Here is a 12380-nt window from a genome sequence, read left to right as displayed (position 1 = left end):
CTTCGGGTGAAAAGCATGAGTTTCAAAAGGAGCTTAACAAGTCTTATATTCAACAAAAATTAATTCTTTTCATGGCACATCCCGCACACGAAGACACGATTCAGCTTGTTAAGGAAATTTTCCGCTCATACCTAAAAGAAGGCAACCAACGTCAGACCCCTGAACGTTTCATGGTACTGGAAGAAATCTATCGAGCGGATGGTCACTTTGATGCAGACGATATATTCTTTCGAATGCAAGAAGGCGGAACCCGTGTGAGCCGTGCAACGGTGTATAATACACTAGATCTACTTGTAGAATGTGGTTTAGTACAAAAACAGCAATTCGGTCGCAGCCAATATTATTATGAGCGCGCTTATGCTTACCAACAGCATGATCATATTATTTGTAACGAATGTGGACATGTGCTGGAATTTTGTGATCCAAGAATTGGTGAAATCCAGGATATGCTTGGAAAGATTCATGGAATGAATATCAGCTCCCATTCGCTCCACTTTTATGGTACATGTAGTGATCTCAATGCTTGTGAGCATCGAAAGTCTGCTTCTAAAAAGGGTAGTCTCGTAAGTTAGACTATTCCTTTTTTAGGTCACTTATACTCGTTTCAGGGTCCTGTAGTAGTTAGAACTTTGACCTAACTCTATTTGGATTAGAGGCACAATATTCACAGGCTCCGGATCAAGTCCAGAATGACTTTCTTTGTATAGAAAGTAACTACTTATCGTCCATCCACTGACTAGATTTCTTTTCCTGTCTTAGCGCTGCACCATACACCAGTACTCCGAATACGCATAAAATAAAAAGGGCCAGTTCCGGGTAGCTTATCAATGGCTCTGCGTTTAACAACTGTTCATTCATGGTTTTCACCGTGTATTTAATTAGCGTTACAACACTAGTACACATGAATATGGTTTTACCCCTAATCTGGTTCTGGAGCTCTGCTACAATACCCAGACTGGAGCTCCGCTCCTACTATTGCCCTAGCCTACTCTCCTGAAAAACAGCTGCTGGAAGCAGAGCTTCCTAGAAGGCGTTGCGAAAGAGACCTTCGCAACTAAGCTTACTCTGATACACAAAAATTAGTGGTTTTGTGTGTTTGTGGCTAATCCGAAGCATAGGCTTGCAGGTGGAATAGCGAACCCACCCCTCAATCCCCTCCCAAGAGGGGAAGCCTGTGTGCCGATAGGTAGGCTTGTTTGAGGATCTGTAAAGCATGATTCGTTGATATAGTCATCGCTAAATCAATCTCTTCCTCTACAGATCCCGTGTCGCAGCACGGGATGACAAAAATTGAGATACGGAATAGCTAAGAACTACCTTGATATATATGTCTCTTCGATAAACTTATGAGCTGCCAATCGGCTTCCCCACCACCCCATTAGTACTGAGAGCCCAAACATTGCCGCAGTTAAAAAATGCCAGCTACCAAACGGCCAGGAAAGTAACCCCATTTCGGGCAGGTATATTGGAATAACAAATTCAAAAACTAGAAAAACACATAACACAGCCATTAAACCGGATAATACCCCTTGTAAAACTCCCTCAATAATAAACGGGCTTCGGATGAATCCGTTAGTTGCTCCTACCAATTTCATTGCCCTTATGAGTTCTCTTTTCGCATAAATAGTAAGCCTTATGGTATTGTAAACTAAAATTACTGAAGCCAAAAGAATTAGAAATCCGATTCCTCCTCCCACTAGAGTAAAGGTATTCAGGTTTGACTCCATAATGCGCAATAAACTTGCGTTATATTTAACCTCATCAACTCCTCTGAGGTTTTGAATACTTGATACCAGAGACTCAATCTGGGCTGTACCAGCTTCAGTATCTACCTTAATCCGAAATGAAGCAGGAAGGAAATTAAGTTCAACTAACTCTTCAGCTCCGGGTCCGAATTCTTGCTTCATAATTGTTGAGGCACTGTCTTTTGAAATATAGGAGACCGAGAGTACTACCTCCCTGTTTTCGAGAGACTGTTGAATCTGTGCAGTTGTGCTTTCATCGATATCAAAAAGAAAAACCTCCACCTCTATAAGATCCTTTACAGACATCGCCTGAACATAGATGTTATAAGCTACCCTGGATAAGATCCCCAGTAATAAAATGGCTACAAATAACGAGAAAATCGAAGTGGTGGCTGCTAACTTCGCTCTTCGGAAGCCCGCGAAACCTTCTTTAATGATGTATTTTATATTCATATCAATTTCTGAATTGTGCCCTAATTCCAAATAATAAGCGCCGGGCAGGCATAGGGTACGTAGCCGATTCAAAGTAGCCTAACTGGCCCACTCCATCAAGTGCATTTTCCCATCTTATTACTACCATCATAGCTCGTATTCTTGCCGAAAGTTCTGCATCTAGCCGGAAAAAAGCTGCAATATCACTTTCACTACTATTAGCCTGCCAGTACTGTAATTCTGTATTAAAATATTTACTTCCATAAGTGAGCGGAGATAAGATTGTACGCACTCCAAGTTTCACATAAGTTGCCCGATCAAACATATATCCTTTAATAAATGCACTGTTTCTAAACCAGATCTTTTGCTCGTTATAATCATTGGAAGCAAGGGTATCTGTTGCTCCTAAAGCATCAAAAGTAACCGAACTTTCAAATTCGTATCTGTAGTTTGAAAATTTTCCAAATATTGTTCCTGAAATACCCGTCACATTTCCATCATTAATAAAAGTACTGTCTGTATTTAAGATGGTTCTGTTCTGGGATTGATTAAGCCTCCCTGAAATACCCACTGATATTCTATCTGAAAATTTGACTTCCAGATCTCCAAACATGGATATCCCGGTTTCGTTTTCAAGAGAGGATGTTCCTGAATAGTTTTTTCCATTCCAGTATAAATGTTGAATGGTTGGCATCCTTGAATATGTACCCGCACCCATGCTTAAAGAAGAGCGACTTGTTGGTAAAAACTGAAGCTCCCCTCCTAATTCTACTCCTGAAAAAGAATCCGAACGAAAAGTAGCTTTCCCTTGAGTACTAACTGAAAATTTTGGTGATAGATAGTAGGTTAACTGAGGAGATACATTTCCAATCCACCAATCATCTCTGGAAATAGTAGTACCCGAAGCCCTTCGAAAATAACTTCCGCTTGCTTTAAGCTTAATCTCCAGATTTCCAACCTTGTTGATATTAAATGCACTCAAGGTATAATTTCTTATATCCCAACTAAGTGTATCCCTTGATGAAGCAGGAAGGCTAAAGTCGTCCTTTGAAGCAACGAATTCAATTCCCCTTGTCTCTACCGAGTTCGTATCCTGCCTTTGGTATAGCCCAATTAACCAATCTCTTCGAGTTGTTTTTGACTCTGCGTTGCTAACATTGGCCGAGGAAGCGAATCGATCAAAGGAAAAGGCCAATGGGTCGCTTACTACATACCCGAAAGGCTCCTGTAATTCAAACTGATTGCGGAGAAATAAACTTCTCAACTGGAGATTTGGCTTAAGGTAGTGATAACCTCGAGCGACAATTTGGTTGCCAAGCACATCATTTCTCGGATAGCTATCTCCATCTCTTCGATCCCAAAAAGATAATTCAAGGTTTGTTCTCTCGGTAAAATTTTGAGCTACCGAAAATTCGAGATTTCTGTAATTAAACTTGGCTTCATCGTAATTCATATAGCTCAGTGGCTCAACCAGATAATACCTCTTAAGCCTCACTTCAGATTGATAGCGAATCATTTTCTGCTCAATTACTTCTCCAATTTTACTATGTGGAACGTAATTGTAATTGATTAGTCCTGTTATTGGATTCGAAAGATCAATTCCGTCAAGAGTCAGGCTTTGCTCATAGGGATTGTACCCGGAGATTTGGAAAGCATCTACCCTTCCAATGGTTCCCTGTCTAAATGAAAGCACATCATGCCGATAAGCATAATAATCTCCCCAATTGGGCCAAACCTGCCAGCGGAGAAGACTATCATTAGAAACCTGGCTAAAACTGGCCGGAGTGAATTGCTTCCAGGGTATTATATTTTCAGGGAGTTTTTCCTCGGGCAAACTAACATCGCGAAGCGTTTCAGCATTCAACAATGAATCGGGAGTAGGAGTATCAATTGCTAAAGAATCTGTAGACACCGAGTCTGGCAGCACTTGAGCTGAAATTTCAGCAGTGGCTAAACAAACAACCACCAAGACCAATAATGTACATCTGCTGATCAAGAAGTTTCTTTTTTTAATGAATATGGGAGTTCCTCTATCCCAATTAAAACTCGACGTATAATTTCAAGCGCCGTGACTACCGTACGCTCTTTATTAACAAGTCGATCTTTGGTAAACAACGCCTTTACCGCAAAATGTTGTTCTGAGCTGTAAAATCCAATCCATACCGTACCTACTGGCTTTTCAGGGCTTCCCCCTCCGGGGCCGGCTATACCAGTGGTTGAAATTCCTATATCCGCGCCCAGATTTTCGGCTACTCCTTTTGCCATCTGTAATGCCACTTGTTTGCTCACTGCGCCAACGGTATCCAAGTCTTGCTGAAGAACTCCAAGCTGCTTGATTTTAACTTCATTTGCGTAGGAAACAATCCCTCCTAACATGTAGGCACTACTTCCTGAAATATCTGTGATTTTACTGGCCAGGAGTCCTCCTGTACAGCTTTCAGCAGTGGCAACAGTAAATTCTTTTTCTTTGAGTATCGTACCAAGAGATTCACTTATTGAAGCCTCTTTGGTTTCTCCATAAATAAAAGGATCTGTTTTCTCGCGTATGAAATCAATCAGTTTTTGAGCATGTTCTGTGGCTGCTTCTTTGGTTTCACCTTTACCAGTTATGCGAAGTGTTACCTGACCAAAGGAAGGCAAAAAAGCGAGTGATACACCATTAGTTAAAAAGCTTGATAAATCCCCTAGAATTGTATCGCTAAGAGTACTTTCTCCAATTCCCGCAACCTTAAGGTATTCTGTGTGAATGTATCCTATGTTCTCAGAAACATTTCTCAATTTTGAAGCTACTCTCCGCTTCATCAAATATTTCATTTCATAAGGCACTCCTGGAAGTACAGCTAGATAACAATCCATTTCGTGAAACCACATCCCCGGAGCTGTTCCAGCCTTATTAAAAAGTACTTCACAATTCTCAGGTACCATCGCTTGCCAGGCATTTGATTCAGAAAAGGGAATATTCCTGCTTTTGAATAATTCCCTCACGTATTGATCTACCTCTTCGTTCTTGTATAAGCCAACGTTAAAAAGCTCCGCAATACTTGTTTTGGTAATGTCATCATGGGTAGGCCCAAGTCCTCCGGTCGTGATAACTAAATCGGAAGCTTCCATACAGGACTTAACCGTTTTTTTTATTAAGTCAGAATCATCCGAGATAGTATGTACCCTGGTAACTTCAATACCCAAATCATTAAGGAATTGCCCCATCCAGGAAGCATTCGTGTTTATTGTGTCACCAATTAAAAGCTCATTACCAATGGATATCAACTGTGCTTGCATGGGCTCAAAATTCACCATTCCAACAGCAAAATGCCAGCCGTAACAATAAAGTAATCGTTTATGGTTAATGGTTATTGGTGAGTCGCCCTTCCAATAACCATTAACCATAAACCAAATAATTCCTATCTTCGCACATGCATCGCATTCCGAATATTCTAAGTGGTACAAGAATAATTCTGTCACCCGTTTTTTTAGTTCTATGGTTCCAGGGTGAATTCTGGCTAAAAGCAGTTGCTTTAGCTATCTATATCGTCGCTGCTGTAACCGATTATTTTGATGGATACTACGCACGCAAATACCAGGTAGAGACCAACCTGGGAATCTTTTTAGATCCACTTGCTGATAAGTTCCTCACATTTAGTGGATTTGTTGTACTACCATTTATCGACCCTTCTCAGTTCCCGTGGTGGGCCATTGGACTCATTATCTTCAGAGATGTATTCATTACTGTACTAAGGGTATATATGAATAAAAAGAAACAACCCATGCAGACTCGCTTTACTGCCAAAGCCAAGACCACTATTCAAATGATATTTCTTTACATAGGCCTTGTGGTAGGATTGTTCCAGGGAGTAGACTTTTTTGTGGGTGATTGGATTGAACTTTTACTGACCACAAATATTCTTTTGATCTTAATGATCTTTGTGACTTTTGTGACGCTCTATTCAGGATTTGAGTACATCTACATCAATAGAGGCGTATTCAAAAAAACTACCTGAGCATGAAATCCCTCAAACTATTTATTGGAACAGGCTTTGGTTCTGGTATGGCACCAGTGGCTCCTGGTACTATTGGTAGCTTGGTAGCTACCATTGCATTGTATTTTGTGTTAATGGTTGACCCCTATTTAGGACCTGTCATTTTTATGATAGCTGCAGGATTACTTACCCTTTGGGTTGGAAAAACCTGCGAGGAAGAATGGGGAAAAGATCCTGGTAAAGTAGTAATCGACGAATTTTCGGGGCAGGCAGTTGTATTTATTTCCATACCATTATTCAATGAGCCTACCCTTGATGCCTTACTTATGGGGGTTGGATTTCTGCTTTTTCGAATTTTTGACATCTGGAAACCTCTGGGCATTCGGAAGGTTCAAAAAACGGGTGGAGGTTTGGGAATCCTACTTGATGATTTAATTGCGGGTTTATATGCGTTAATCTGCTTAAAAACTCTTATTTTCTTTGCTTCGAAAATAGTATAGCCGCAATAAAAGCGGATTTTGATAAAAAGCAGTTAAAAGATTTACAGAACGAATGATTATTGACACCACATTTGCAAGAGAATTAGCCTCCGACTTATTGGAAATTAATGCAGTGATTCTACGCCCAAATGATCCATTTACCTGGGCATCAGGATGGCATTCTCCTATTTATTGCGATAACCGATTAACACTTAGACACCCTGAGATTAGGAAGAAAATCGCGACTAAATTCAGTGAAATTATAACCCAGGAGTTTCCAAATACAGAAGTGATTACGGGAACAGCTACAGCGGGTATTCCTCATGCTGCCTGGGTAGCTGACTTACTTAATAAGCCCATGGCTTATGTGAGAGCAAAACCAAAAAACTATGGGATGGGTAATCAGATTGAAGGTGGTGTAGCTAAAGGACAGCCTACTGTAGTAATAGAGGATTTAATTTCAACAGGTGGTTCTGCACTTTCTGTAATTAATGCCCTTCAATTCGTTGGTGCCGATGTACAGGCTATTATTTCGATTTTTAATTATGGATTTGATAAATCCTCCGAGAATTTTGAATCGGTTAATGTTCCCGTATTCAACCTAACTGATTACAGTACGTTGGTTGATGTAGCTGTTGAAAAGGGTTTCGTTACCAGCGATGACCTGGATCAATTGTCAAACTGGAGAAATAACCCTGATACCTGGCCTAATAATTAATTTCCGATTGTGAGTAACAAGAAATTCTTCATAGAGACTTACGGATGCCAGATGAACTTCGCAGATTCTGAGATCGTCAACTCAATTCTGCTTGAAGATGGTATGACTGTAGCAGATACCCCTGAGAAAGCCGATGTAATTTTGGTAAATACCTGTTCCATCAGAGAAAATGCAGAAACTAAAGTTTGGAATCGCCTCAAGGAATTAAGAACGCTTAAAAAAACAAATTCTGAACTTACGGTTGGTGTGTTAGGATGTATGGCCGAACGCATCAAAGACCGAATCATAGAAAAAGAACACCTGGTTGATATTGTTGTTGGACCTGATGCATATCGTGATATCCCAAGGTTATTGGCCGAAGTTGATGACGGAAGAAAAGCAGTAAATGTTCTTCTATCGTTGGAAGAAACTTATGCAGATATAGCCCCGGTTCGAACTACCGGGAATGGAGTTTCTTCTTTCGTTTCTATCATGCGCGGATGTGACAACATGTGTTCATTCTGTGTGGTACCCTTTACTCGTGGTAGAGAAAGAAGCAGACCAATGGAAAGCATCTTGCAGGAAGTTCGTCAGCTTAGCAACGAAGGCTACAAAGAAGTAACCTTCCTCGGGCAAAATGTGAATTCCTATCGGGACGGAGAAAACACATTTACCACATTAATGGATGCTGCCAGCTTAATTGATCCAGAAATACGGTTCAGATTCTCTTCCCCTCATCCAAAAGATTTTCCGGATGACCTTCTGCATTTGATTGCGGAACGCCCGAATCTGTGTAATTACATTCACATCCCTGCTCAGGCAGGAAGCGACACTATGTTGGAGCGTATGAGGAGACCTTATACTCGCCAACAGTATTTGGAGCTCATCCAAAAAATGCACGAAATTATTCCTGGTCTTGCTCTTTCAACTGATATCATTGCAGGTTTCTGCGGTGAGACCGAAGAAGAACATGAAGGAACAATGACTCTAATGAAGGAAGTTGGGTACGATCTAGCTTATATGTTCGCATACTCAGAACGAGAACGAACACTTGCTTATCGAAAGTTTGAGGATGACGTCCCTGAAGAAATCAAAAAGCGCCGATTGACTGAGATCATTAATCAACAGATGGAGATACAGAAAGAAAGAAACCTGTTGGAGATAGGAAGAAGACACCTTGTTTTAGTAGAAGGAACCAGTAAACGATCAGAAGAGCAGGTAAGTGGACGTACCGATACAAACAAAATGGTTGTTTTCGATCGAAATGATTATGAAAAAGGTGATTACGTTGAAGTAGAAATTACCGATTCTACCTCGGCAACCCTCCTGGGCAACCCGATTCGTAAGTCTTCGATTGTAGAATTTTATGGAGCTGCTGTAGAAGCCTAAGTGAGAATTAAATCCACATATTTTTTTCTTTCTCTTTTTTGCTGGCTTGTTGCCACTTCTATTAATTCTGTTTCTGCACAAAACCCCAGACTTGGTATAAGCTGGTCTTTCCTTCCAAATACACCTAACCAAATATCTGCTCAATTAAACACTTTCGAGAATATAGGTATAGAGGTATTGGAATTGACACATCCGGTGAGCACTACATTGCTCGATTCCATTTCAAATTACCCCTTTGAAGTATATATCCGTTTTAACCATAACTTTCTTACTGCTACTAAAATAACTGAGACTCGGGAAAATCTTGTTCAAGAGTATAACACACTTATAAATGGTTATTCCGAACATACTCAGATTGCGGCATTTGGTTTATACAGTTATAGCCAGTCTTTTGATGAAAATTTTACCAGAGAGTTTGAATCAATTACTACTGAGCTTAAAAAGAATACAAATAGAAGCTTCTATGAAGTTACTTCAGGAAACACCACGGCACTGGATTTCTCTATTACAGAAATAACCGCTGATTCGATTATTGTAGAAAATACCGCCCTGCTTCTTTCGAAAGAGAACTCGATTAATGATGCCAAACTTTTAAATGATTTATTTAATTCACGAACGGAACTTCTATTTATCAATTCTACCTGGTTTTTTAATGCTATCCATATTCACCCAAGGCTACTTCTGTCACTTGGAGAAGTAAAAAACGGAAGCCCATTCATATTACCAGAACAAAAAACGGAAGCCTCTTCTGATCCATTAAACTGGCCGGTAATTGTTTTTATGCTGGTTTGGCTAAGTGTAGGACTTCATCTAAAAGTCTCTCAAAATTACCGCACTCTATTATTCCGTTTCTTCACAGGTCATCGCTTTTTTGTAGATGATATTATGAGATATAGGGAGCGGTCAATGACAAGTGGTATCTTCCTGTTTCTCCAACATGCTTTCTTATCAGGAATAACTCTTTATCTCGTGTTCTCTACCCTCGTTTCGGAAAAAGGGTTGGAAGCATTTTATCATTTCATGCCTTTACTAGCTATTGTCGGGAAAAACTATTTCTCCGTTTTCATAATTGGAGTTTTGCTCTCATCGTTAGTTCAGGTAATAGGAGTCATTTGGTTATACCTACCTAATAAGGCAATGACACACTTGAGCCAGGTCATGAATTTATACACCTGGATTTTCCATCTCGATTTTCTGATTGTAAGCATTATGCTGGTTGTTTACCTGGCCGGGGGTAGCTCTACGTTAATCATTATTCTCTCTATCCTTTACCTCTTGGTTTGGCTAACAGGGTTTTTACTCACATCTCTTGATAGTTCGAAGTACTTACAAAGAGGAAGAATCAAATATATCTTTTACACCTTTGGCTTACACACTCTCGTAAACATTGGCATTCTGGTGTTTGTTTTTGCGAATGCTTGGACAATGGATGTACTACAACTGATTACATTATTGTAGCGATTCAGTGATATAATCTATTGGGAGGGTTTTTGCAAATCGATCGTTAGACCATGGCCCATAAAAAATTACATCTTCCGGATTAAAAATATTTCCATAATCATCCACTACAATAAGGCTTGCCTGGTTATTGATTTGAAAATTGGTGAATACCTGATCCGGAGATAAACGATCTCCTCTGGTATAAACTGGTTTGTGGAGTACACCAAACTCATACCTAACTAATCGAAAAACATGATAGTTATCTACTATCACTTTCCATTTTCTTGGGAATACTCGTTTAATTAGCTCCTCATTATCCACCTTTTCCAGTATGTCAGACTTAGGCATTACCGCGAAATTTTCCCGTTTCACCTCATCCTCGATCACACTTTTCAGAAAATGTTTTGAAGATCCTTCAAATGCGCGTTCTCTATTCTGATCCCATTTTCTTTTTTCCCTATAGTTTCTTGGCTCCATCTCCTCGAAACGAGGTTTCACACTCCAAAACCCAGTATGATCGTATGGATTGAATATTATCCGTTGGTTTTCGATAACAATTTTATAACCCAGCTCATTATTATTTAATACAATTGGCTGCTTAAAAAAGACCATGAGCTCGCTCCTGCCGTACTCTTCAAAATCAATGTATTCGGGGTTAACAATTATCGTCTGGTCTGAGTAGGAATCCCATCCCAAAAAAAATCTCCGGAAATTTTTGAACTGTTCTTGCCATTCTTTGTCCCGTTCAGCAGAAACCTTAAGCTCATCCATCTGTAATGAGTTTTCAACCAACTCAAATCTAAATGAAAAATCTTCTTTTCCATCCAATATAATTTCCCTCATTTCAGTTTCAAAACCCAGGAAACTTACAACAAGGTCAAAACGACCTTTTAAATTTGTTTCAAATTCGAACTCTCCATTTGCATTCGTTGAGGCTCCAATGCTAGTACCTGCAAGATATACATTCACCCCTATTAGAGGCTCCTCCGTTTCTCGTTCAAGTACACTTCCGCTTATTGAGATACTTTGAGCTATTGTAAGATTTGTACTAAATAGGATACAAACAAAAATGACCATTCTAACTACCAGACGAACAAACATACTTTTCTCTTAAATCTAATTTCTATTTTATCAATAAAATTAAAAGGATATAAAAATGAAATAGTGATATTAAATAATCTGCTTCCTCAACCTGGCAACTGGCTCATTTAATTGCTCCCGATATTTACTTACCGTCCTTCGACCCACTTTATGTCCTTTTAAACTCAAGATATGACTAAAAAACCTGATCACTTAATTAGTTTCTTTTATTTAGGAAGTATCCACTCTAAATAATTGGAGGGATTAATTTGCTTAAAAAATGAATGAGCATACGCCTTTTCCCAAGCCACAGGTATTTTACTTTTCTTTTTGGGATTCCACTTCATTTCATAAGCGTATAGCTTTCCGCTTCGCTCTTCTACCCAATCTATTTCTTGTTGGTCATAGGTTCTCCAAAAATAGCTGTTCACCAGTATGTTTGAATAACTCAATCGCTTCACTCTTTCACTTATAATGTAATTCTTCCAAAGTTGCCCTATATCTAACCGGGAAGATATACCCTTAAAATTAGCGATAAGAACATTTCTTAGCCCATTATCAAAGAAATACCATTTACTGGATTTAGTAATCTCTTTTCGCAAATTTCTACTGAATCCTTCTACTTTGAATAACACGAATACTTTTTGGAGTAAATCAAGGTATTTCTCAACCGTATTCTTGCTCATTCCAAGTTGACTACCCAATTCTTGATAAGAAACCTGGTTTCCAACCTGAAAAGCGATCAACCTAAGCAGGTCTTTTATTTTTGAAGCATTTCTTATGTTTTCTAAAGCCAAAATATCTTTCAATAGATATGTTTCAGTCAATTCTCTTAAATAGACTTCTTTCTCTTCTTTTGATTGAAGGTGTATGTGTTTATGCTGGCAGTTTACCTGTCGGGTGGTAGTCCCACTCTAATCATTATTCTCTCTATCCTTTATCTCGTGGTTTGGCTAACAGGATTTTTACTCACATCTCTTGATAGTTCTAAATACTTACAAAGAGGAAGAATCAAATATATCTTCTATACCTTCGGTTTACATACCGTGGTAAATATTGCCATCCTTGTGTTTATTTTTACAAATGCCTGGATAATGGATATGCTACCGTTGATTATTTTTTTGTAGTGCCAGCTTCCCGG

General features: G+C 39.3%; 14 protein-coding genes. 7 read left to right on the top strand and 7 right to left on the bottom strand.

The annotated features are described in order from the left end of the window. Positions 1-71: 71 nt before the first annotated feature. Positions 72-572, top strand: coding sequence for a transcriptional repressor (locus tag ED557_13750; protein RNC79584.1), 501 nt, complete (start codon positions 72-74; stop codon positions 570-572). 142 nt (positions 573-714) lie between these two features. Here ED557_13750 and ED557_13745 read toward each other — a convergent pair whose 3' ends face one another. The 4 genes from ED557_13745 to ED557_13730 form a co-directional block, all read right to left on the bottom strand. Next, a complete protein-coding gene (locus tag ED557_13745; protein RNC79583.1) occupies positions 715-903 on the bottom strand; it encodes a hypothetical protein in 189 nt (62 codons plus the stop codon). A gap of 410 nt (positions 904-1313) precedes the next feature. Next, positions 1314-2198, bottom strand: coding sequence for an ABC transporter permease (locus ED557_13740; protein RNC79582.1), 885 nt, complete (start codon positions 2196-2198; stop codon positions 1314-1316). A 1-nt stretch (position 2199) separates the two neighbouring features. Then, entirely contained in the window at positions 2200-4173 is a 1974-nt protein-coding gene (locus ED557_13735) for a hypothetical protein (protein ID RNC79581.1), read from the bottom strand. Next, positions 4170-5474, bottom strand: coding sequence for a competence/damage-inducible protein A (locus ED557_13730; protein ID RNC79747.1), 1305 nt, complete (start codon positions 5472-5474; stop codon positions 4170-4172). The genes ED557_13735 and ED557_13730 overlap by 4 nt, the downstream gene beginning before the upstream one ends. A gap of 116 nt (positions 5475-5590) precedes the next feature. Here ED557_13730 and pgsA point away from each other — a divergent pair, with 116 nt between their 5' ends. The 5 genes from pgsA to ED557_13705 are packed head-to-tail and all read left to right on the top strand — an operon-like array spanning position 5591 to position 10177. Then, positions 5591-6175, top strand: coding sequence for a CDP-diacylglycerol--glycerol-3-phosphate 3-phosphatidyltransferase (pgsA, locus tag ED557_13725; GenBank protein ID RNC79580.1), 585 nt, complete (start codon positions 5591-5593; stop codon positions 6173-6175). Positions 6176-6177: 2 nt separating this feature from the next. After that, positions 6178-6654, top strand: a complete 477-nt coding sequence (locus tag ED557_13720; protein ID RNC79579.1) for a phosphatidylglycerophosphatase A — start codon at positions 6178-6180, stop codon at positions 6652-6654. 52 nt (positions 6655-6706) lie between these two features. After that, complete coding sequence (locus ED557_13715) at positions 6707-7351, top strand: orotate phosphoribosyltransferase (GenBank protein ID RNC79578.1); 645 nt, start codon at positions 6707-6709, stop codon at positions 7349-7351. A gap of 51 nt (positions 7352-7402) precedes the next feature. Then, positions 7403-8719, top strand: a complete 1317-nt coding sequence (gene miaB, locus ED557_13710; protein ID RNC79577.1) for a tRNA (N6-isopentenyl adenosine(37)-C2)-methylthiotransferase MiaB — start codon at positions 7403-7405, stop codon at positions 8717-8719. Then, complete coding sequence (locus ED557_13705) at positions 8720-10177, top strand: hypothetical protein (protein ID RNC79576.1); 1458 nt, start codon at positions 8720-8722, stop codon at positions 10175-10177. Here ED557_13705 and ED557_13700 read toward each other — a convergent pair. The 3 genes from ED557_13700 to ED557_13690 form a co-directional block, all read right to left on the bottom strand. Then, positions 10169-11260: a carboxypeptidase-like regulatory domain-containing protein gene (locus tag ED557_13700; GenBank protein ID RNC79575.1), complete on the bottom strand. Its 1092-nt coding sequence runs from the start codon at positions 11258-11260 to the stop codon at positions 10169-10171. The two genes, ED557_13705 and ED557_13700, sit on opposite strands and share 9 nt — an antisense overlap. A gap of 69 nt (positions 11261-11329) precedes the next feature. After that, positions 11330-11452, bottom strand: coding sequence for a hypothetical protein (locus tag ED557_13695; protein ID RNC79574.1), 123 nt, complete (start codon positions 11450-11452; stop codon positions 11330-11332). Positions 11453-11466: 14 nt separating this feature from the next. Continuing rightward, positions 11467-12111 carry a DUF4143 domain-containing protein gene (locus tag ED557_13690; GenBank protein ID RNC79573.1) on the bottom strand — a complete coding sequence of 215 codons (645 nt, stop codon included), beginning with the start codon at positions 12109-12111 and terminating at the stop codon, positions 11467-11469. Between ED557_13690 and ED557_13685 the strand changes: the two genes are divergently transcribed. Continuing rightward, positions 12112-12366: a hypothetical protein gene (locus ED557_13685; GenBank protein RNC79572.1), complete on the top strand. Its 255-nt coding sequence runs from the start codon at positions 12112-12114 to the stop codon at positions 12364-12366. The last annotated feature ends 14 nt before the right edge of the window (positions 12367-12380 follow it).

The organism is Balneola sp., assembly GCA_003712055.1.
Lineage (GTDB): Bacteria > Bacteroidota > Rhodothermia > Balneolales > Balneolaceae > RHLJ01.
Note: the sequence above shows the minus strand (reverse complement) of the source record. Positions and strands in the feature narration are given on the sequence as shown.